The 21168-nt window shown below is 61.4% G+C and carries 17 protein-coding genes and 1 pseudogene; 12 read left to right on the top strand and 6 right to left on the bottom strand.

The genetic code is table 11. From position 1 onward, the window contains the following. Nucleotides 1-43 precede the first annotated feature (43 nt). The gene (locus NKF26_RS13305) at nt 44-2248 is read right to left on the bottom strand and encodes a type II/IV secretion system ATPase subunit (RefSeq protein WP_253234431.1); all 2205 of its coding nucleotides are present in this window, start codon (nt 2246-2248) and stop codon (nt 44-46) included. 180 nt (nt 2249-2428) lie between these two features. Between NKF26_RS13305 and NKF26_RS13310 the strand changes: the two genes are divergently transcribed. The 8 genes and pseudogenes from NKF26_RS13310 to NKF26_RS13345 form a co-directional block, all read left to right on the top strand. Further along, the gene (locus NKF26_RS13310) at nt 2429-3148 is read left to right on the top strand and encodes a fumarylacetoacetate hydrolase family protein (RefSeq protein WP_253228586.1); all 720 of its coding nucleotides are present in this window, start codon (nt 2429-2431) and stop codon (nt 3146-3148) included. Nucleotides 3149-3273: 125 nt separating this feature from the next. After that, nucleotides 3274-4815: a long-chain-fatty-acid--CoA ligase gene (locus NKF26_RS13315; RefSeq protein WP_253234432.1), complete on the top strand. Its 1542-nt coding sequence runs from the start codon at nt 3274-3276 to the stop codon at nt 4813-4815. A gap of 316 nt (nt 4816-5131) precedes the next feature. Continuing rightward, nucleotides 5132-6262, top strand: coding sequence for a PstS family phosphate ABC transporter substrate-binding protein (locus NKF26_RS13320; protein WP_253228588.1), 1131 nt, complete (start codon nt 5132-5134; stop codon nt 6260-6262). 134 nt (nt 6263-6396) lie between these two features. Then, nucleotides 6397-7476, top strand: coding sequence for a phosphate ABC transporter permease subunit PstC (pstC, locus tag NKF26_RS13325; protein ID WP_253228589.1), 1080 nt, complete (start codon nt 6397-6399; stop codon nt 7474-7476). Next, the gene (gene pstA / locus NKF26_RS13330; protein ID WP_253228590.1) at nt 7473-9029 is read left to right on the top strand and encodes a phosphate ABC transporter permease PstA; all 1557 of its coding nucleotides are present in this window, start codon (nt 7473-7475) and stop codon (nt 9027-9029) included. Before pstC ends, pstA begins: the two co-directional genes overlap by 4 nt. Beyond that, complete coding sequence (gene pstB / locus NKF26_RS13335; protein WP_253228591.1) at nt 9026-9901, top strand: phosphate ABC transporter ATP-binding protein PstB; 876 nt, start codon at nt 9026-9028, stop codon at nt 9899-9901. The genes pstA and pstB overlap by 4 nt, the downstream gene beginning before the upstream one ends. Continuing rightward, the gene (locus NKF26_RS13340) at nt 9898-10911 is read left to right on the top strand and encodes an AbrB/MazE/SpoVT family DNA-binding domain-containing protein (RefSeq protein ID WP_253228592.1); all 1014 of its coding nucleotides are present in this window, start codon (nt 9898-9900) and stop codon (nt 10909-10911) included. The genes pstB and NKF26_RS13340 overlap by 4 nt, the downstream gene beginning before the upstream one ends. A 77-nt stretch (nt 10912-10988) precedes the next feature. Then, nucleotides 10989-11105, top strand: a pseudogene (locus NKF26_RS13345) (glycerophosphodiester phosphodiesterase family protein); the annotation flags it as partial. An 86-nt stretch (nt 11106-11191) separates the two neighbouring features. Here NKF26_RS13345 and NKF26_RS13350 read toward each other — a convergent pair. Next, a complete protein-coding gene (locus tag NKF26_RS13350; RefSeq protein WP_253228593.1) occupies nt 11192-11662 on the bottom strand; it encodes a cupin domain-containing protein in 471 nt (156 codons plus the stop codon). A gap of 146 nt (nt 11663-11808) precedes the next feature. Between NKF26_RS13350 and NKF26_RS13355 the strand changes: the two genes are divergently transcribed. Next, complete coding sequence (locus NKF26_RS13355; RefSeq protein WP_253228594.1) at nt 11809-12240, top strand: universal stress protein; 432 nt, start codon at nt 11809-11811, stop codon at nt 12238-12240. Nucleotides 12241-12308: 68 nt separating this feature from the next. Further along, nucleotides 12309-13538, top strand: a complete 1230-nt coding sequence (locus NKF26_RS13360) for an MgtC/SapB family protein (protein WP_253228595.1) — start codon at nt 12309-12311, stop codon at nt 13536-13538. A 24-nt stretch (nt 13539-13562) separates the two neighbouring features. Here NKF26_RS13360 and NKF26_RS13365 read toward each other — a convergent pair whose 3' ends face one another. Further along, nucleotides 13563-14447, bottom strand: a complete 885-nt coding sequence (locus tag NKF26_RS13365; RefSeq protein WP_253228596.1) for a hypothetical protein — start codon at nt 14445-14447, stop codon at nt 13563-13565. A gap of 347 nt (nt 14448-14794) precedes the next feature. Between NKF26_RS13365 and NKF26_RS13370 the strand changes: the two genes are divergently transcribed. Together NKF26_RS13370 and NKF26_RS13375 are read left to right on the top strand one after the other, a co-directional pair. Continuing rightward, nucleotides 14795-16681, top strand: coding sequence for a hypothetical protein (locus NKF26_RS13370; RefSeq protein WP_253234433.1), 1887 nt, complete (start codon nt 14795-14797; stop codon nt 16679-16681). Between the two features lie 815 nt (nt 16682-17496). Next, entirely contained in the window at nt 17497-17973 is a 477-nt protein-coding gene (locus NKF26_RS13375) for an arrestin family protein (RefSeq protein ID WP_253228598.1), read from the top strand. Between the two features lies 1 nt (nt 17974). On the opposite strand, the gene NKF26_RS13380 is transcribed toward NKF26_RS13375, so the two are convergent. From NKF26_RS13380 to NKF26_RS13390, 3 genes are all read right to left on the bottom strand, one after another. Next, nucleotides 17975-19186: a polysaccharide deacetylase family protein gene (locus NKF26_RS13380; RefSeq protein ID WP_253234434.1), complete on the bottom strand. Its 1212-nt coding sequence runs from the start codon at nt 19184-19186 to the stop codon at nt 17975-17977. A 239-nt stretch (nt 19187-19425) separates the two neighbouring features. Beyond that, nucleotides 19426-20727 carry an ABC transporter ATP-binding protein gene (locus NKF26_RS13385; RefSeq protein ID WP_303647123.1) on the bottom strand — a complete coding sequence of 434 codons (1302 nt, stop codon included), beginning with the start codon at nt 20725-20727 and terminating at the stop codon, nt 19426-19428. A gap of 1 nt (nt 20728) precedes the next feature. Next, a partial coding sequence (locus tag NKF26_RS13390; RefSeq protein ID WP_342766343.1) for an oligopeptide/dipeptide ABC transporter ATP-binding protein occupies nt 20729-21168 on the bottom strand: 440 nt, incomplete at its 5' end.

Below are 21168 nucleotides of genomic sequence, written 5' to 3' on the forward strand. Positions count from 1 at the left end.
ACGACGTCCCCGTTCGCCGTCGTGTTCGGGGTCTCGGTGAGACTCATCCGCTCACCTCCCGCGATACTCGCTCCACCGTCGCCGCCTCGTTGTTCTGGAGGTCGGCGAGGAACGAGAACAACTCGTCGAAGTCGGTCATCCCCTCGCGTTCCAGATACTGCACGTAGTGGTGTTTGCGGTGGAACTCCGTCTCGACCTCCTCCACGCTTCGGTCGGTACGGTGGGCAAGTCGGTCGAAGAACTGGAACCCGATTTCGTGGTCGTCGTCGCCGAGTTGCGGATGGTCGTACTTCGTGTGGAACGTCCCTTCGTGGTCGCGCCACGCGACCGTGTTCCAATGAATCGTCGTGCCGTCCTTTCGAACCGTTCCACAGCGACCGTCCAACTCGGCCAGTTCGTCTTCGTTCACGAGTTCGATGACCTCGCCGACGTAGCGCTCGCCGTTGACGTTTCGCGGGAAGACGACGAGGTCTATCTCCCGGAGCAGATACGACGAGAGCCCCTGTTCGACCACACGGTTGACGAGCTTTTCGATGTTTTCCGCGTGCGTGGTGCCCAGAAGTCCGTGTCCCGTGTTGAGCGACTCGGCGAACGTCTGGAAGGAAGCGGGGGTGTTGATTTCGGCGATGACCTCGACGTCCGGGTTCAGGTAGTTGCACTCGGTCATCAGGTCGGCCATCGTCACCCGCTTGTAGTCGTTTTCGTGGTCGCGGGTGGTGAGCGAGACGCCGGTTTCGTGTGGCAGTCGAACCTCCCGTGACCCCTCGTCGATGCTGATTGGCCGGTCGCGGTACGGTATGAACGGCATGTGCGCGTTCATCAGCGTCGTCTTGCCGACGCCGGTTTGCCCGGAGAACAGCGCGACGCCGTGATGCTCGTACAGTTGCCAGAGGAAGGTGACGATTTCGGTGGAGATGCTTTCGGTATTCAGCAGGTCGACCGGCGTCATCGTATCGGGTGCCTGTTTTCGAATCGAGATGTGCGGCCCGCCCTCGCTGATGACCGGCAGGGCGACGGCACAGCGAATGGTCTCCTCGTCGGCCACACCGTCGGGGGACAGGTTGACCTTCGCGCTGGGGTTGCTGGCGTTGAGTTCGACACCATCGGAAGCGGCCATCTGGGTGACGACGTTGACGAACGCCGACTCGTCCTCGAACGAGAGGTTCGTCGGGATGCGCTCGCCGTGGCCGATGGCGTGACCGCGGGGAATCACTTTGATCCGTTCCCCGACTTGGTTCGCCTCGATGTCTTCGAGTAACCCGTCCCGGATTGGAATCGTGAGTTTGCCGTGGCCGACGTAATCCCGGAGGACGTAGTATACGAGGTCCGAGAGGCGGTCATCCGAAAAGCGATGGTCCACCGGCGGAACGGCGAGGTCGTACTCCGCAAGCGCCGTCCGGACGCGATACTTCGCCGCGTCGAACCACGCGCGGGTGTTTCGGGCGGTGAGTCGCCGCGAGAGGAACTGTTTCGCGCGTTCGCGGACGAACGCCGCTCGGTCGTCCACGATGTCGCCGACGTGGGTCTCCCAGATTCGGTCCTTACACTCCGTGATGAGTCGGTCGTCGTCCGGCAGGAGGTTGGGTTCGAGGACGGCGTACTTCGTCGCAAAGGAGTCCGTTCCGAGCAGGTGTTCCTGATAGACGACGACCGGGATACGGAACCCCTCGAAATCGACGGTGTGCGTCTCGATACGTTCGCTGGCGAAGCGCGCGAGGTAGTCACCGTCCGCCGGGAGGTCGGTATCCGCGGGAGCGTAGTTCTCGGTGTGAACGACGAGATGGTCGCCCGCGGCGTCGGCGACCTCGATCTGTTCGTCGAGCGCGAGGGGGGTGAGTCGCCCGAGACAGAGGAGTTCGGCGAGCGCGTGATACTCGACGCGTCGCCGGGAGTCGGGCGAGAGGTCGGTCAGACGGTCGATGGCGCGCCGGTACTTCGGTTCGAACCCGTGTTCCACACACTCCACGGCACCTTCGCGCGTGAGCGGTCGGCGGAGGTTCGCGGTGGCGAAATACTCCCGAATTCGGGTGAGCGCTTCCCCGTCAGCGGCACTGAGCGTGGGCGTTCGAACGTCGTATCGAAAGCCATTCTCGGTTTCTCGAACCGTCGCGACGACGCCGGGATGGAGTTCGCGCTGGTCGCGCACGTCCGGTGCGTACCACGCGTCCGGGGCGTCCGGTGGAATCGGTGGGGGAACCGTCCCAGTATCAGACGTGGCAGGTGTGTCAGAACACGGTGAAATATCCATCGAAGACATGTCGTTATGAGTATGCTTGGTTTGCTATTCTAATTTAAACCTTTGGAAAATTTCGGATCATATATTGTTTTCTGGCGTGAATATTTCGGGGTGGCTACCGTAGCCAGGCCATTCGCGACGGAGCAGGAGACACCGAAAGGAATAGACGCCTGCTGTGAGTGGGTTCGACGTATGCGTTTGGCACGGATTCGTACCGCGGACGGGGTGTTGACCGGCGAATACGAGGACGGGACGGTGGACGCTGGCACAGAGTCGTACGTCGTCGGTGACGACGCCGAACTGCTCGCTCCTTGCGAACCGTCGGCATTGTACTGCGTAGGGCGGAATTACGCGGCGACGAACGAACAGATGGATTACGAGCGACCCGAACGTCCCGACTGGTTCATCAAGCCGCCGGTCTCGGTTCGTCCGCACGGAGCGGAATTACCGTACCCCGACTGGACGAGCGAACTGACCTACGCCGGAGAACTCGCGGCCGTTATCGACGACCGATGCACGGACCTCGACGTCGACGACGTGGACGACGCGGTTCGCGGATACACGATACTCAACGACCTCGATGCGCTCGACCAGGACGGGCGAACCGCCCGGAAGGCGTTCGACGGGTCTGGGCCGTTAGGTCCGTGGATCGAGACGGAGTTGGAGCCAACGGACGTCGATATGACGACGCACGTCGGCGGCGAACTCCGGCAGGAGGCGAACACCTCGGAGATGCTGTTTTCCCCTCGTGAAGTCGTCGCGTTCCTCTCGGAGCGGTACACGTTCCAACCGGGCGACGTCGTCTCCTTCGGCAGTCCCGCCAACCCCGGTCTCGTTCGTCCCGGCGAGGCGGTCGAAATCCGATACGACGGTATCGGAACGCTCGAAAACAGGATCGTCGACGCGGATTGACCGTGGAAACCGGCGTCGGGGTCGTCGTCCGTCCACTCTCTTTTCGGTGAGCGCTTGTGCGGGGAGGGAACTCTCGAACCACCAGCGTGCGGATATTTATTATTCGTGCGAATGAAACTCGGCGTATGCACCCAACCGTGGGAGATACTCTCTCCCTCACTGCCGAGAAGTACCCGGAACGCACCGCACTGGTGTACCCGCGAAAGGACCAGACCTGGAGCTATCGGGAGTTCGACGAGAACGTGAACCGACTCGCCAACGCGCTCTCCGAGCGTGGTGTCGGAAAAGGGGACCGCGTCTCGACGCTCCTGTTCAACACCAGCGAGATGGTGCTCACGATGTACGCCGCCTCGAAACTCGGCGCGGCGTTCAATCCCTTGAACTTCCGCCTGCCCGCCGGGGAGGTGACGTACATCCTGAACGACGCCGAGAGTTCGGTACTCGTGTACGAGGACGCGGTGGCGGACGTGGTAGCGGCGGCCAGGGACGACCTCGAAACGGTCGAGGAGTTCGTCCACGTGGACGATTCGAGTGCGGACACGTATTTCTACGACCTGCTAGCGGACCGATCGACGGTCGCGCCGAGCGTGGACGTGTCACAGGACGACGACTACATCGTCATGTACACCAGCGGGACCACCGGGCGGCCGAAAGGCGTCGTCCACGCTCACCGGGACATGATCGAACACAGCATGTCCGTGCTCGTGGACCAGCAACTGACCCGGGACGACGTCGGCCTCTCGGCGGCACCGCTCTATCACTCGGCGGAACTCCACGTCTTCCTCATCCCACGGATTCACGTGGGAGCGGCAACCGTCGTTCAGCACTCCTTCGATCCGGAGTTGGCGCTCTCGATGCTCGCGGAACACGACGTGACGGTTCTGTTCGGTGCGCCGACGATGTGGCTCGCGATGCTCCAGGCGGACCCGGAATCTTACGACCTCTCCGCGCTCCGACTGGGCGGGTACGGTGGAGCGAGCATGGCACCGGCGACCGTCCGCGACATCCACGAACGAATCGGCTGTGACCTCCTCCAGTACTACGGAATGACCGAACTCGGTCCGGCGGTCACGGTGCTCTATCCGGACGAACAACTGGAGAAGGCGGGAAGCGCCGGAATTCCTATCCTCAATCACGACGTCCGCATCGCCCGACTCGACGAGAACGGTAACGCGCTCGCGCCTGACGATGAGGCACTGACCGGAACCGTTGGCGAGATAATCGTTCAGGGTCCGGCGTTGATGCGAGGGTACTGGAATGGTCCCGAAAAAACCGACGCGGCGATCCGTGACGGATGGTACTACTCCGGTGACCTCGGCTACGCCGACGAGGACGGCTACGTCTGGGTCAAAGACCGCGCGGACGACATGATAATCAGCGGTGGAGAAAACATCTATCCGCGAGAAGTAGAAGACACGCTCCTCGAACACGCCGACGTGTTCGAGGCGGCGGTCGTCGGCATCCCCGACGACGAGTGGGGCGAGAAAGTGGTCGCGTACGTCGCTGCCGAACCGGGGACGACCGCGGAAACGCTCGATTCGTTCCTCCTCCGGAGCGACGACCTGGCCGATTTCAAGCGCCCGCGTGAGTACGCCTTCGTGGACGAACTGCCGAAGACGCCCAGCGGGAAGATTCAGAAGTTCGAACTCCGCGAGGAGGACGTGTAAGGGCGGAGCGAGCCATCACCACGGCCACTGTTCTCCGTTCTCCCCCTCTGTTCGAATTCAAAACATTCTCCGACTGACTGTTGTTTTCACCGAGAAAAGAGTTATATCATAATACCTCGTCGGAGTTCGTGACTGCGGTTCGCCGTTCCACCCTGTCAGCCATCTATATAGTAGTATTATTCCGATATTACTACTATTGGTGGAAATTGTTCGAATAGTGGCACCAATAGCGCTCCGTTCGGGTATGACCTGAACGGTGGTAATATGAACGCCTATTATAAGCGGTTTTTATGTCCCATCGGCCTCCTCCGAGTGAATGACGCGAAAATCCGAACGGGCGAACGGTGGCACGTCACGACGAAACTTCCTCGCGGTAACCGGCGTCGCTGGCGCAGCAGCCCTCGCTGGCTGTAGCGGCAGTAGCGGCGATTCCAAAGATTCGAGCACGAGCTCGGGAGGCGACGGTTCGGACACGTCCAACGACAACTCCGACAAAACGTCGGAACAGAGCGGCGACACGAAGAGCAAGGACCTCCTGACGGCGGGTGGCTCCTCGACGGTGTACCCCATCACGAACGATGCGGCGTCGCTGTGGAACTACAACGCACCGGCGGACGACGAGGAGTACTGGCCCCACAGCAAGTACAACATCGACACGAAGAAGAACTTCGCCGACTACTGGGCCTCCCAGTACGACGTTCCGACGAACAGCGACAAGGGCCTCCCATTCCACGTTTCCGTCGGCCTGAGCCACTCGGGCGTCGGCCTGAACAAGGTCAAGGAAGGGAAGACGGACATCGGCGACGCCTCCGCTCCCGTGCAGGCGGAACTCTCGGGACTCGACAGCTACGACAAGTTCAAGAACCACGTCGTCGGCATCGACGCGATGCAGGTCGTCGTCAGCAAGGACATCAAAGACAGCGGCGTCAAACAGATCACGATCGAAGATCTCGCCAAGGTCTACAGAGGGAAAATCACGAACTGGAGCAAACTCGGCGGTCCGGACCGCAAAATTCAGGTCGTCGGTCGTGTCGAAGGGTCGGGTACCCGAACCATCTTCCACGAGAACGTCCTCGACGGGAAGAAGGAAGCGGCCGGTGTCCAGGTGCACAAGGGCGAGAACCAGCAAGTCGCCTCCACGGTGGGTGGCTCCAACAACGCCATCGGGTACGTCGGCTACGCGTTCGTCAGCGACAAAACTCCCGCGCTCCACCTCAAAGTCGATAACACGGTGTACTCCCAGAAGAACGGGAACCTCGGTTCGAAGGACTACCCGCTCAACCGTGACCTGCACTGTTACACCTACGAGGGAACTGACAAGTACGAAGCCGCGTTCATCGGCATGATCATCAGCGAATTCGGTCAGAAGGAGTTCGTCAAGCCGCACAACTACATCATGCTCCCGGAGGATCGCCGAAAGGAAGAGAAGCAGAAGCTCAAGCAGTAAACCAGGCGGTAGCATCCGTCAGCAGCCACAGTATCAGTCATCCGGTTCCGTAACCGCGGAACCACCACTTCGGTTTCATGGACCACACAGTCGTTCACGGTGGGTAGCATCGGTGTGAACGGCTCATACAAACAATGTCAGTAACACACATCCTCTCTAATCGTACCGACTCGTTCGGGTTGGGACGGTTGGCGCTCGACGAACAGATCGCCGCTGGGGTCGGCCTCTGTTCGGTCGTTGCGTTCGCTATCGTTTTCCTGATAGAGCCTTCACTCGCCGTCTTTCCCGTCATCAGCTTCCTGCTGGTGACGCTGTACGGCTGGGTTCGAAATCAGGCCGTAACGGCGCGTGCGCTCACCTTCCTCGCCACCGTCTCGACCATCGTCGTCCTCGGACTCATCACCCTGTTCTTGGTGTTCAAGTCCACGACGGCGTTTCGAATCATGGGTCTCGACATCGTGACCAAGACGGACGGCACCCTCTGGTCGTCCTCCGACCGCGTCTTCGCACTCGCCCCGATGATCTGGGGGACGTTCGTCACGACCCTCATCGCGACGTGTATCGCCGGACCGCTCGGCATCGCGGGCGCGGTCTTCATCGCGGAGATGGCTCCCGGATGGGTCCGGGACATCGTCAAGCCGGGCGTCGAGATGCTCGCCGGAATCCCGTCCATCGTCTACGGGTTCATCGGGTTCAACATCGTCAATTCGGCGATGATGGACTACCTCGGACTCACCACCTTGGGAAGCCTGTTCGCCGTCGGCCTCGTCATCGGCATAATGGCGCTCCCGACGGTGGTTTCGGTCGCCGAGGACGCGATCACCGCCGTCCCCAATGCGATGCCCGACGGCGCGCTCGCGCTCGGCGTCACGGATTGGCAGACAATCAAGAGCGTCATCCTCCCCGCCAGCGTATCGGGGATTTCGGCCGCCATCATCCTCGGCGTCGGCCGCGCCATCGGCGAGACGATGGCCGCGACGGTCATGCTCGGGCACAACGCGATGTTCCCGAAACCCCTGTACAACGTCTTCGGCAACACCGAGACGCTGACGACGCTTATCGTGAGCCAGTACGGAAACGCCATCGCCGACAAGCCGTACCTCAGCGCGCTGTTCGCGGCCGGCGTCGTGCTGTACATCACCGTCCTCGCGTTGAGCATCGCTTCGCTCCTCATCGAGCGCCGCATGGAAAGTAGGCTCGGGGGGTCGCTATGAGCGACGCCTACGAGGGCGACGTACATCGAAGTCTGGACACCGATTGGTGGCGAACGGTTACCATCGCCATCGTCGGCATCGCGTTCCTCTCGATGATCTTTGCGGCCGCGAACGTCTTCAGTTGGATAACCGCGACCGACGTGTTCGGTTCGGTCCACCTGTACACACTGTACGGCATCGCCCTCGTCCTGACGGGGGTCGGGGTGGTGTTCGTCGGCATCGCTTCCGCGACCGACGTCGTCGAGACGCGTGCGAGCGACAAGACGGGAGTGCTTCCCGGGACGCTCGCCGCGGCCTTCGCGCTCGCCATAATCGGACTGGTCGTCTCCCAGACGCTCGGGATCAGTTCCACGCTCGGATGGGCCGTTCCCGCACTGCTCGCGGGCGTGCTCGTCTTCTTCGGCGTCACGTTTGCACCGGACGACCTCGGTTCCACGCTCCCGTGGGGGCTGTTCGCCGCGTTCGTCGGCGTGCTCTTTCTCACCGGCGTCATCTCGCCGGAGTGGACGTGGAAACTGACGACGTTCGACCTCGGGATAAAAGGGATAATCGCGATACCGAGCCTCGCTTTCATCGCCAGTTTGTTGACGGCGTGGTCGGCCGCGAAAGCCACTGAAGGATTCGGCGTGCGGGGCCAGCAGACGGGTGCGTACTTCCTCGTCGGAACGAACGCGTTCTTCATGCTCGGATTGCTCGCCATGCTCGTCCTCTTCGTCACCGAGAAGGGAGCGGGACGGGCGATGAAGGGATTCCACATCGGGCCGGGGCTCTCGATACACTGGCCGTTCGTGATGAACGGGAGCGGTCTCGGTGTGATGATTCCGGGCGTCAAGCCCGCCATCGTGGGAACGTTCTGGCTGGTCCTCGGGGCCATCCTGGTTTCGGTCCCGCTCGGCGTCGGTGCGGCGGTGTTCCTCACCGAGTACGCCGAACGCGGATCGTTCACTTCCATCGTGGATATCGTGACCAACGGCCTCTGGAGCACGCCGAGCATCGTCTACGGCCTGTTCGGCTACGCGTTCCTCCTGCCGCGTCTCGGCGGCCGACCGAGCGTGCTCGCGGGACAACTCGTGCTCGGCTTCATGCTCCTGCCGCTCGTTCTCATCACGAGTCGTGAGGCCATCCAGTCCGTTCCGGACGCCTACCGTGACGGGAGCGTCGCACTCGGGGTGACGCGGTGGCAGACCATCAGGAGCGTCGTCCTTCCGGCGGCGGTTCCGGGAATCATCACCGGAATCATCCTCGGCGTCGGCCGAATCGCCGGTGAAACCGCCCCGCTCATCCTCGTCACCGCGGGCGGCCTGAACGACCGGGGCATTCAGGTGCTCGACAGCTTCAAGTTCACGACATCGCCGCCGTTCGTGACGAACGATGCGCTGTTGCACTCTTCGAGCGCCCTGCCGTATCAGATATACGCGGTCATCGAGGCCGGCGTCAGCGGCAGTGAGGAGTTCGGGTGGGCGACCGCCTTCCTGCTCCTCGTCGTCATCATCTGCTTCTACGTTGTCGGCATCGCGACGCGACTGTACTTCCAGCGGAAACTGAACCAATGAGCAAGACAACTACGACTCGGGTAGACGGTGAATCGGCGGAGGAAACGAAATCGGAGTGGACGGACCACACGTTCGCGGGCGAAACGGCCATCTCGGTCGAGGACCTCGACGTGTTCTACGACGACGATCAGGCGCTCCAATCGGTTTCGATGGACATTCCGAAACGGAGCGTCACCGCACTCATCGGACCCTCCGGATGTGGGAAATCGACCTTCCTGCGGTGCCTCAACCGCATGAACGACAGAATCAGGGCGGCACGCGTCGATGGATCCGTGGAATTCGAGGGAGCGGATATCTACGACGACAACGCGGATATCGTCCAGCTCCGACGGAAGGTCGGAATGGTGTTCCAAAGTCCGAACCCGTTCCCGAAATCGATTCGGGACAACATCACCTACGGGCCGCGCAAGCACGGCGACATCGACACCGGCCTGCTCGCGTCGCTGCTCGGCCGAGACGACAAGGACGAGGCGCGCGAACTCGTCGAACGCTCGTTGCAACGGGCCGCCCTCTGGGACGAGGTGGAAGACAGATTGGACGACAGCGCGCTGGGACTCTCCGGCGGCCAGCAACAACGGCTCTGCATCGCCCGTTGTCTCGCGGTGGACCCCGAAGTGATCCTGATGGACGAACCGGCGAGCGCGCTCGACCCCATCGCCACCTCGAAGATCGAGGACCTCATCGAGTCGCTGGCCGACGAGTACACGGTCATCGTCGTTACCCATAGCATGCAACAGGCGGCCCGCATCTCCGACCAGACCGCCGTGTTCCTCACCGGCGGCGAACTCGTCGAATACGACAAGACGGACAAGATCTTCGAGAACCCGGCAAGCCAGCGCGTCGAAGACTACGTGACTGGCAAGTTCGGATGACGGTGGAACTGGCGGACAACACGAGGACGGTGCAGGCGACGGGGAGTTCCTCGTACACCATCTCGCTGCCGAAGAAGTGGGTGGACGAGCACGGCATCGACGCCGGGATGGAACTCTCGTTCTACCCGGCACACGGCGGGGAACTCGTCATCAAACCAGACCGGGATTCCTCGGAAAACTCCAGCGAGGCCGAGCGTCCCCGCGTCGATATCACCGAACTCCCACCGACCGACGTTCGACAGGTCGTGACCGCCCTGTACGCCACCGGCAGTGAGGCGTTCGTCCTCGTCTCCGAGAATGGACTCGGTTCGGAACAGCGCCGAGCGGCGTCGAAGGCGGCATCGGGAAAGACCGGACTGGAGGTGAGCCGCGAGTCGGAGACGGAACTCTCGCTCAGGATGGTCATCGACACCGCCGCCGTCTCCCTCGAACGGACCGTCCTCCAACTCCAGTATGCCACGCTCTCGATACAGCGTGACGTCGTCAGCGCCCTTGTGGACGGACATCTCGATAACATCGACCAGATCGATCGGTGGCACGACGACGCGTCACGACGGTTCGAAGTTCTCGACGGTCAGTTCCGGCGTGCGCTCGGCGATATACGGGAACTCGACCGACTCGGGCAGTCCCGACGTGCCACGTTCGACCGATACACGACGGCCCGGGAGTTGCTTCCCGTCGGAGAGGGGTTCCAGCGCGTGGCCGACCTGCTTTACGACCGAAGCGACATCGAGCGGGTCGCCTGGGGCGACGAACTCGACGACTGCGCTCGGCGGGCGCGTTCGCTCACGGAGGAAGCGGTCGATGCCGTACTGACGGCCGAACGACCGCCGTACGACACCGTCCGGGACGCTCGAACGCTCTCCGAGGACGTCGCGGAACTCCATCGCCGAGCGGACGAGGAGACGGATAGCTCCTACGTCTGGACGCTCGCACTGGTCGGTCTCGAACGCTCGGCGACGAGCGCGAGCGAGATCGCCGAGCGGGCGGTGCAGGCGTCGCTTCGATAACGACTATTTGATGTTTTTCGCCAGTTTCACCGTACCGGCTCAAGTAGATAAAATGTCTGAAATCTGATATATAGATCGACGAGGGCCGCGAGGTCAACGTCTACACCTTCGATACGTGGTATCAGGCCGAGCAACTCGCGGAGGCGGGCGTGGACGGGGTTATCGTCAACTACCCGAACCTGCTCCGAGAATAGTCGCTACGGAAAGCGAAAGAACGTCTTTTCGAACGGTTCCCACGGAACTCCTCGCTCGAATCGTGTGAAAAAGCTCGCTCGTGGTGTTACATTTCGACGGTCGTCCCACAGTCGGGACATTCGAGGTACATCCCGTCGTCGCCCATCCCGAACGCGAGAACGTCGCTCTCACACTCCGGACAGGGCTGTGCGACGCGCACTTCGGTCGAGTCGCGTGGCGCGCCGAGCGCGAGCGCGACCACGTCGTCGTCCGATTCGTTGCGTCCCTGCTGGTACTCACCGGCCGGGAACCGAATCGCTTCCCCGGCACCGACCTCGGCGATTTCGCTTTCAGCGTCCGGTTCGGGTTTGGTCTCGAACGTCGCCGTCCCCGAGACGATGTAGAATATCTCCTCCTGGTCGAGGTGCGTGTGCAGTCCGCCCGAGAAGGCCTCGCCCGGTTCGAGGGCGTAGTGGTTGATGGACATATCCTCCGTCTCCAGCGGGTCCGAGAGTCCGCGACGGTCGGCGTCTCCCATACTTCCGGATTCCACGTCGTCGATGTCGATTCGCTGCATACGATTCGATACGGTGCTCGTGGACTATAGGTTTGTTCGTCCTTCCCATCGCGGTTGTTCGAACGGAGCGCGTCCCTCGGGTTCACTCATCGCTCCTGTGAACGAAACACCACAGCACTTTCTCTCCCCCCGCCGTACTCCCCCCGATGTACGACAACATCCTCGTCCCGACCGACGGGAGCGAATCGGCCATGGAAGCGACGGACAACGCCATCGAGTTGGCCAAGGCGTTCGACGCGACGATTCACGCGGTGTACGTCGTGGACATCGGCGCGATGTGGGCCGACGCGTACGAGGGCAACGTCCTGCACGACCTCGAATCGCGCGGGAGGAAAGCGGTCGGACGGGTGCGCGAACGGGCGGAAGACGCGGGCGTCGATATTACCGACGAAGTGGTCACGGGCGGGAGCCCCTATCGCGTGATATTGGACTACGTCGACGAGAACGATATCGACTGCATCGTGATGGGAACCCACGGACGGCGCGGCCTCGAACACTACCTGCTCGGAAGCGTCGCCGAGCGCGTCGTTCGGTTGGCCGACGTGCCGGTGATGACCGTCCACGGCTCCGACGAGTAGGGTTTTTCGAGCCGAAGTCCGGAAACCGACACGACGATTGATGGTTATTCCCCGCCTACGTACACGTCATGGCGGTTCCGTTGGTCGTCGCTGTCTTCATCGCGCTGGGAATCGGCCTCCTCATCGGCATCGAACGGGAGTGGAGCGACCCCGGAACCCCCTTTGCCGGGAGCAGAACGCTCCCGCTCATCGCCGGATTCGGCGCGCTCGTGCAGGCGTTCTTTCCGAACCTCCTGCCGATTGCGGTCGTCCTCGTCGGTGGGTTGGTCGTCGTCGCCTACGTCAGCAAGGTGGCGACGACGGGCGACATCGGGATGACGACGGCGGTTGCGACGATGTTGACCTTCGTTTACGGCGCGATGGCGACCCACTCGGACACGGGGCTTCGGTTGGCCGTCGTCCTCGGGACGGTGACGATGGCCCTGCTGGCCGAGAAGCGGGCGATCCACGAATTCGCGGACCGCCTCGACGAGGCCGAGATGCGCGCGAGTCTGAAGTTCCTCATCGTGGCGCTCGTCGTCTTTCCCCTGCTACCATCCGAGCGGATCGCGGCGTTGGGTGGGCTGGATTTCCGATTCGTCTGGTTGATGGTCGTCTTCGTCAGCGGCATCAGCCTCTCCGGGTACGTGCTGGCGAAACTCGTCGGTAGCGAGGTCGGCTTCGAAGTGACGGGTGCGCTCGGCGGGTTGGTCTCGTCCACGGCGACGGCCGTCTCGATGGCCGAGAACGCGCGCCGTGACGATTCGCTCACGGGACTCTGTGGCATCGCCACGGTCATCGCCTCGCTCGCGATGTTCGTCCGGATTCTGTTGGAGGTGCTCGTCGTCAATCCGGCGCTGTTCGTCCCCGTCGTCGTGCCGATCACCGGGATGACCGTCGTCGGCGTGGTCGTCGCGGCCGTCGAATATCGCGGTATCCGTGGGGACGCTCCGTTGGCCGCGGACATCGAGAACCTGTTTCGGCTCTGGCCCGCGCTCCTGTTCGGCGTCTTCTTCGCGCTCGTACTCGTCGCCTCCGCGGCGCTCAGTGCCGAGTTCGGGGCGGTCGGCGTCTATTCGATCGCCATCGTCTCCGGTCTGGTCGATATCAACGCCATCACGATTTCGTTGAGCAACCTCTCGCGGAGCGGTGACATCTCGACGGCGACGGCGACGGGCGGAATCGTCCTCGCGGCGAGCGTCAACACTGCCGTCAAAATCGCCGTCGTGTGGCTGTTCGGAACGCGAGCGCTGGGGAGAACGGTCGTCGTCGTTCTCGGCGTCGTCGCCGCCGTGGGTATCGGGTTCGTCGTGCTGTGAGTAGGTGCCGAGCGACCCGGACAGTTACCGGCTACCGTCCCGCAAAACGGGCGTTATGAACCGGTTCGGACGATCGTTTCTCCGTTTCGTTTCGACTGTCGAATCGTCGTGCTCGGCGGGAGTTCGCGGATCGTCGGCAGTATCGGAGTTCTCGTGGAGTGTTTCCGCAGTCTCGAACGTCTCCATCGTTTCCCGGAGGTTTTTCGCCCGACGTTCGAGGTCGGCGACGCTCTCCTCGACCGCGGAGAGGGCACCCGTCTGTTCCTCCGCGGCGGCCGCGACCGTCTGTGCCTCCGCGCTCGTCACCTCACTGATGGTGGCGACGTCGTTCACCTTCTCGACGACTTCCCCCGTGGATTCGGCCTGTTTCTCCGTCGTGTCGTGTATCTCCTGCACCTTCTCGTTGGTTTCGTCTACGTACGACGAAACGGACGCGTGGTTCTCCACCGTCGTCCGATTCCACGACGACCCCAGCGACGTCATCGTTTTTCCGGTGACGTTCGACGACGTGCTCGACAGGACGTTGCCCGACCGTACGTCGATGTAGTGCACCGCGGTGATGGTATCGTCCATCGACCCGTGCTCGGACAGCATGAAGGAATCTATCTGCTCGACGTTTCCGTTCTGGAACTGTTTGGCCTTCGAGAGCGTTCGCGTCTGTCTCCGAAGGCCCGCGACCCAACCGTTCAACCCGTCCGCTTGGAGTTCGGCCGTCGAACTGAGTTGATCCCGCACTTGGGAGTCCATCCGATCCTTCGTTTTGGCGTAGCTGAACGCACCGACACTGCTCGTTACGAGCATGACGAACAGCACGCCGACGAAGAACTTCCGCGCGTGGCGTCTTCGAATACTGGTCGGTAACAGTCGTGAGATATCGATGCGACGCCACCAGCGGTCGGAATCTCTCATTGGACGATTTACGTACCCCAGATTACTTAAAATATCATAATATATAGATAACATAGTTGGAACAATGATGAGATACGTGCTGGTTTTCTAAAATCGGATTCGTTTGAGAACGAATCGACGTCCAGAATACTCCCCACATCGATCCGTTCCCCGTACGTACAGAGCCACTTTTTTGCCCCACTACTCACGGAATCCGAGTTCCACCCCGGATCGAAGACGATGTTCTAAAATTCTTCCTGTATTTCGAAACGTTTCCAATTCTTGTCGGATTTCTCGCTGTCACTGAATTCTTTTATATAATATTCATGAATAACTATAATGTATATCTACCATCTTTATTATTTGTGATGAACGACAAAAATATCGATCAGGGACCGGAAGAGAACTCCAACGACTATTTCCGTCTGAACCGACGGCGGGCGATTCAACTCGCCGGTCTCGGGGTTGGGAGCATGGCGGTTCCGGGACTCGGTTCGTCATCGGTGCGTGCGGCGGACGGGGAGTGTGCCGAAGGACCGTTCGAGCGGACCTACTCCGGGGGGTCGGTGAACTTCGGGAAGATCGCCTCCCATCCACAGCGGAGTGTGAAGACGGAAGACACGGGTGCGGGGTCTCCTGTGAACGGGGCGGAAATCGAGGCGTCACGGGCACACGGACACCGTGGACGCCATCGTCACGACCAGGAGGACGGTCACTGGCACCGACATCACGGCGACGAGGACGAACTGTCGATTTCCACCGAGTACGACGGCGTGAATGCCGAAGGGACGACCGGCGGCGTCCCGTCCGATTCGCAGATCGCGGCCGGATACGGAAAGGTCATCCACGCGCTCAACACGCAGGTCGCCGTGTTCGACAAACGATCCGGACACGAGGAGCTATCAGTTCAGTTGAACGATATCTTCGCGCCGGTTATCGACGAACCGGAAGGGGGCTACGTGTACGGCGAACCGTTCGTCTTCGACCCACGGGCGCGCTACGACCGGCGGGAAAACCGGTTCGTCGTCGCCGCGACACAGTACGAACCCGGCATCACCGAGGACGGGGAAATCATCACTCGGGAAGAACAGGAGGAACGAGCGGGCGGTGAACCGGGAGAAGGCGGGGACGATGGAGAAGACGGTGGCGAAGAGGACGACGAGGCGGAAACCGAAGCGGAAGCAATGGAGCGCCCACCACAGGGGTGGTGGCTGGTCGCCGTCTCCCGGAACGCGAACCCGAACGGGAAGTGGAACGTCTACCGGATACCGCCGATAGACAACGAGGGACTCGTCGATTATCCCACGCTCGGTTTGGACAGGGACGCGATCTACCTCGCGCAGAACTTCTTTGCCGACGAGGTGTCGGTGACGATGGTCACGCTCGACAAGGAGGCGCTGTACCACGGGCGCGATGTGACGGGGTATCACTTCACCGACTTGGACAACCCGAACGTCGACGGTGACGACTTCACCGTTCAACCGGCGCTCCAGCCGTTCTCTGGGGGCCAGTACGGAACGTTCTACCTCATCGACTCCATCTTCCCCGACCCGACGGCGAGCGCGCTCACGCTCTGGGAGTTGACGAGTCCGCTCGAGAACCCGAAACTGGAGTGTCACACCGTCCCGGTCGAACCGTTTTCCTATCCGCCGACGGCCCGACAACCGGACTCGGACAAGCGCATCGACACGCTCGGGACGCGCCAGATGAACCTCGATTACAACGACGGGTCGCTGTGGACGGCCCACACCATCGCCTACGACTGGACCGGCGACGGCGAACCGGTCGCCGCCGTCAAGTGGTACGAAGTGGACACGCGTTCGAAGGAAGTCGTCCAGAGCGGCGTGTACGGCGAGGCGGGAACGTCGTACTTCATCCCGACCGTCCAGTCCGACGGCGACTCGACCATCATCACGCACAACGTGAGCGGACCCGACACGTATCCGAGCATGGCGGTCGCAGGCCGGACCGAGGAGTACACCCTGAACAAACTGGAGGACTCCATCGTCGTCGAGGAGGGAAAATCACGGTACGACTATGGCGAGGGAGGGGAGGTCATGCGCTGGGGAGACTACAACGGAATCTCCGTGGACCCGCGTACCGGCACGTACTGGACCGTGAGCCAGTACTCGCCGGACATCGACATCGACCCGGACGCGGAGGAACGTGACCCGTATCACACCCGAATCGCGGAGTTGTCGTTCGACGGCCGTTGGCACCACGGTCGCGGCCACGGTCACCACGGCTGGAAGTAAGACCGACCGCTGACGAAACCGTCGTCAGCCAACCGAACTCATTTCTCAGTCGCCGATTCGTTCGTTTCTTCGGTGTGATCGGTGTCGAAGAAGACGGCGTACAGACACGCCCAAACGTCCGCTCGCTTCGTTTTGTTTTGAACTTTCATCGGTAGTCCCCCGTCTCTCCTTCGAGACGAATTGTTTAGGTTGGCCTAAAACGTGCGACATGATAAATATTTGGGAGCGATCGGTCGTCAACGTCTCCACGACGATGATTGCCCGTTCCGATCGCGAACTGATCCGAACGATTCCCCGAACCGATTCGAAGTACGAAACGGAATCGAGTTCGCCCTCGAATTCGGGACCCTATCTGTTTAGGATAAACGTTTAATCCGGTATATTCCTCCTATATATATGGGGAAAGAATGGCGGGCGCGACTGGACAAAACGAAATCTGAAGAAAGCAGCGACGACTGCCCCCGCCAATACCGGACGCCGCTCGCGGTGGTGTGTCCGCCACATCGACGTTGGAAGCAAGGGACGCCGACCCGAGTCGAGCGATATCGACGTCCGCGGACACACCAACACAGACCAGAAGGGGATTTCCGGCAGACAGGACGAAATCGTCAGCGTACGGGCGATAAACGACAGTGTCGTGTCACCATCGAATCGGAAACCGGCCGCTCGTACGCGTTCTACGACCGAAGTGAGTCGATATCGACAACCCGGGCAACAGTAGATGGATATCGACGTTCGAGCGGTCACCTTTTTCGAACCGCGAAACCACAAGAGACAGGCCCGTCCACGAGTAACTATCGCGGAACGATACGTCCATGGAACGAAGGGACTCGGATGATCAGTTCGGTTTCGACGAGAACGTCAACTACATGGGACGAGCGCTCAGGGCGCTCGTCCCGCAGCGGGTCGCCCGGCGGAGCATTTCGGTCTCGGTTTCGACGCCGGACGAGAGTTACGAAATCGGTGACGAGATACCCATCACCGTAACGTTCGACAACCGAAGCCCGTTTCCCGTCGTCGTGGAGACCCCACAGCAGCGACTCTGGGGATGGGAAGTGAACGGGGAACTCGAAGCCAGCGACGAAACCTACTACGTTCGAAACCGACCGAACGCCTTCTACTTCCGCGCTCGGGAGAAAAAGCGGGCCAGCGTGACGTGGGACGGGTGGTTCCAACGTGAAAACGAACCCACCCGCCGGGTCGCCGCCGACCCCGGTGAATACACCGTCGCGGCATATCTCGCCACCGAAAACGAACGACCGAGGGGCGAAACGACCATCACGCTTCGGTAGCTCACTCGTCGTCGTTTTGCCGCCACCAAAACGCCCCGAGACCCGCACCCACACAACCGACGGCACCGACCGGGCCGTACCTGTCGAGGAGGCTTTCGTCGCCGGACGATTTGGTCGAATCCGCAACCACGGTTCGTGTTCCCGTCGGTGTCGCCGTTTCGTTGCTCGTGGCGGTTTCAGTGGCCGTGGTTCCGTTCGTCGTGGTGGTCGTGGTAGTCGTGGTGGTCGCGGTTTCGGGACCGAACCCGGCGTCCGCGAGCGCCTGCCGAAGGGTCACGATTTCGATACCCCGCCGTTTCGCCGCTCGAATCATCCGGCGGATTTTCTCCGGCGTGACCTCCTCCCGCTGGGTATGTGCCCCGAAAACACCGAGCGCGTTCGTCTCCGCGATGGTGTCGAGTTCCCCGCTGATGGTCTCCCAATCGGTGTACTCGATGAAGTAATCGCGTCGGATTCCGTACGGATCGACCTTCCCGCGAGGGTTGATACCGTCCGAATCGACTGCGTTCGCAACGCCGGTGTAGAACTCCTCGGTAAACCGCTCCGCGTAACCGGAGAACTGATCGAAGGGAGCGAGAAGGTTGTCCACCTCGAAACCGTACGATTCGAGCGTCCGTTTCGAGTCGTGAAGGAGATACCGCATCGTTTTCGGCGTCAATCGCTCCCGAGCGGTGTCGGCGTCGAAGGTCGTTCCGACGGGTTCGTCGAGCACCATGTATCGGTCGTCGTCGTCGTTTCGCCCCGATCCGACGATTTTCCGTGTCACCGACTTGTTCCCGTCGTAAATCTCGACTTCGTACCCGTGGTGGAAGGGATGAGAGGCGTGAGGTCCCTTCGGGTATGCCCGGGTATCATCCGGTTCGATGTCCGCTGCGAGTGGAAAGGACGTGAGTGACGTGTGCTCCCTGGTGTGCGACATGATCTCGAACCCGAACGACTCCATTTCCGATAACTCGTCCGCGGTCGCCGCCCTGCTCATGCTCTCCGACCCATCGGTCCCGACCCATTTGGAGACGATTCCGATGGAGGCCGGAACACCCTCCTCTTTGTGCACCGGGAACGCTTTCGTGTAATCGGTTACCGGTCCATCGTCGTAGACGAGCACGATTCGAGCGTCAGTAGTCGGTTTCGCGCTAACCGTTCCGGTTACGACTCGACTTGCAATCGCTGTCGCCGTCGCTGACGTGATGAACTCTCGGCGTGACACTGCCATTGGATAATTCTGCGACGATGTTCGTAAGTATAAGTATCCAGCACCTGTTGTGTCTTAGGAAGCCGTTACTTAATGGATGTAGCTACGGTTCGATGATCCCGAACCCCGTGGACGGGACAGTATACGATACTGACGTCGAAATACGGTCGAAATCATATCAGAGATACTAACGACGATGTTTGAAACGATGGCTCGATAGGAGCGGTGTGAAAAAGTTCGATGAGTCCCTTCGAATGACTTTACTGTTGAATGTCGTCGATGACGTCGTCTCGATGCCGATGACACGCTGCCTCGTGGAGCGACGTTCCGTGTTGGGTCGGCACCTCGTAGTCGGGAATTTGTTTCGCACAGACGCTCGTTTCGGCGAACGACTCGTTCAATAGTTCCGTCGCACCGTCCCAATCCCCGGCCACGATTCGGCCGATGGCGTCGTCCACGATGCTCCCCGCCTCACCCTGCGGGGTCGTTCCATCGAAGAAACGGTCCACGAGATCCGACTCCGTCGTCGGTTCGAACGACCGGCGCTGGACTTCCCGGAGGAATCGACGCGTGTCGTCCCACTCTTCGCGTGAGAAGTCGTACTCCTTCGGCGCGATGAGTTTCGGACAGCGGGTCCGGAACCGACAGCCACTCGGCGGGTCGATGGGTGACGGAACGTCGCCCTCCAACACGCCTCGCGTCTCGGCAACGCGCGGGTCGGGCACGGGAATGGATTCGAGCAGCGCCTGCGTGTACGGATGCTGTGGGTTCTCGAACAACTCCTCCTTGTCCGCCAACTCGACCAACTGGCCGAGATACATCACCGCGACCCGATCCGAGATGTGCCGAATGACCGAGAGGTCGTGGGCGATGAACAGGTACGTCAATCCGAACTCCTTCTGCAGCGAGCGCATCGTGTTGAGCACTTGAGCCTGAATCGAGACGTCGAGCGCCGTCACGGGTTCGTCACAGACGATGAAGTCAGGGTTTACGCTCAGCGCCCGCGCCAGATTCACCCGCTGGCGCTGGCCCCCCGAGAAGGCGTGCGGGTGGCGGTTGTAGTGCTGCGGGTCCAACCCGACCTTCTCCAACAGTTCACGGGCTCGCTGCTCCCGTCCGTCGGCGTCGTACAGCCCGTGGGCCTTCATCGGTTCCTCCACGATTGGACCGATTTTCATCCGCGGATCCAGCGAGGACTGCGGGTCCTGGAAGATCATCTGTACGTCCCTGCGCTGGGCGCGCAGGTCCTCACCGCCCAGTGTGGTCAGGTTCTCACCCTTGAAGTACACCGTTCCGTCCGTCGGCTCCACGAGGCGGAGGATGGCCCGTGCGAGCGTGCTTTTGCCACAGCCCGATTCGCCGACCAAGCCGAGCGTCTCGCCCTTCCGAATCGAGAAGGAGACGTCCTCGACGGCGCGAACCGGCTTTTGCTCGCCGAACAGGCCGGACAGGAAGCCGCCGCTGTCGGAGAAGTGTTTCGTGAGACCGTCCACTTCGAGGATGGTCTCGCCCGCTCTCGTGTCCTCGTCGGCCAGTTCCCCCGTCGACATGGTGTCATTCATCTCAGTCGTCCCCCTGTGCATCCGTCACGATGTCGTCCGTGATGCCCGTCGTGGCTCGAATCTCGATGGGGTCGCTGAACTCGTAGCCCACGTCGAACGCGTCGTGTTTCACGCAGGCCGCCTTGTGCGAGCGTTCGCCCGCCTCCGCGAGTTCCTTGCACTCCGGATGGACTTGGGTGCAGACCTCGCGGGCGTCCGGACAGCGCGTGTGGAACCGACAGCCTCGGGGCGGGTCGATGGCTTCCGGCATGACGCCCCGAATCGGCGTCAACTCGTCGACGGTCTGGTCGGGACGGGGCATCGAGTCCAACAGCGCCCGCGTGTAGGGATGTTTGGTGTCGTAGAACAGGTCGTCCACGGTGGCCTGCTCGACGATTTCGCCCAGGTACATCACGTTCACGCGGTCGCACAGTTCGGCGACGACACCCATGTCGTGGGTGA

The sequence above is a fragment of the Haladaptatus sp. AB618 genome, from assembly GCF_024136965.1.
GTDB lineage: Archaea > Halobacteriota > Halobacteria > Halobacteriales > Haladaptataceae > Haladaptatus.